Consider the following 1,215-nt stretch of genomic DNA (forward strand, 5'->3'; position numbering starts at 1 on the left):
GGAACAGGAGATACCATGACGAGACGACCGCGCCGGAACCATAGCCCGGCTTTCAAGGCAAAAGTGGCGCTCGCCGCCATTCGAGGCGAGCAGACGCTGGTGGAACTGTCCCAGCAGTTTGACGTGCACGCCAACCAGATCAAGCAGTGGAAAGACCAGCTCCTCGAGGGGGCGACAGGCGTTTTCGGCGATGAAGCGAAGGCGGAACCGGCGGGTCCAACCGTCGATGTCAAAACGCTGCACGCCAAGATCGGGGAGCTGACGCTGGAGAATGATTTTTTAGCCGGAGCGCTCGGCAAGGCGGGATTGCTGAGCGGAAAGAAATGATCGACCGCGAGCATAAGCTATCCGTCGTGCGCCAGGCGAAGCTTCTCGGCTTCAGCCGTAGCAGTGTCTATTACTCGCCGCGTCCGGTGTCTGACGGCGATCTGGCTCTGATGCGCCGGATCGACGAGTTGCATCTCGACTACCCATTTGCCGGAAGTCGGATGTTGCAAGGGCTCTTGAGGGGAGRAGGGCTGGAGACTGGGCGGCTGCACGTCGCCACGCTGATGAAGAAGATGGGCATCGAGGCGATCTACCGTSGCCCGAACACTTCGAAACCGGCACCTGGGCACAAAATCTATCCCTACCTGCTGCGCAAGCTGGCGGTTACCAGACCCAATCAGGTCTGGGCGATGGACCTGACCTATGTTCCGATGGCTCGCGGATTTGTCTATCTCTGCGCCGTTGTGGACTGGTTCAGCCGGAGGGTTCTATCATGGCGACTGTCGATCACGATGGAGGCAGCCTTCTGCATCGAAGCAGTCGAGGAAGCGCTGGCCCGTTATGGCAGACCCGACATATTCAATACCGACCAGGGCTCGCAGTTTACCTCGATGGACTTCACAACGGTGCTGAAGAAGGCGGAAATCACCATCTCGATGGATGGTAAGGGTGCGTGGCGGGACAACGTCTTCGTCGAGCGGCTCTGGCGKTCGATCAAATACGAGGARGTCTAYCTCCAYGCCTACAARACWGTGTCCGAGGCCCGCGCTGGCATCSGCCGCTATMTGACCTTTTACAATAGCCGACGCCCACATTCATCCCTTGACCGGAAGACGCCGGATCAGGCCTACTTCAACGCGCTGGCACCAATGACGGTGGCGGCATAATCGAGGCGGAAATCCACTTAGCGAAACGCCCGAAACTGTTCAGACAAACCGCGCCAGCTCT

General features: G+C 58.8%; 1 protein-coding gene. It reads left to right on the forward strand.

All coding sequences use genetic code 11. From position 1 onward, the window contains the following. The first annotated feature begins 15 nt into the window (after positions 1 to 15). Positions 16 to 1,154 (forward strand): IS3 family transposase gene (locus tag AC1DNK_RS29960; RefSeq protein ID WP_477944865.1). Its coding sequence is split into 2 segments (ribosomal slippage): positions 16 to 283 and positions 283 to 1,154, totalling 1,140 coding nucleotides; the frame shifts between segments, so codons are not numbered across the junction. The last annotated feature ends 61 nt before the right edge of the window (positions 1,155 to 1,215 follow it).

Source organism: Rhizobium sp. 01N424, from assembly GCF_056399485.1.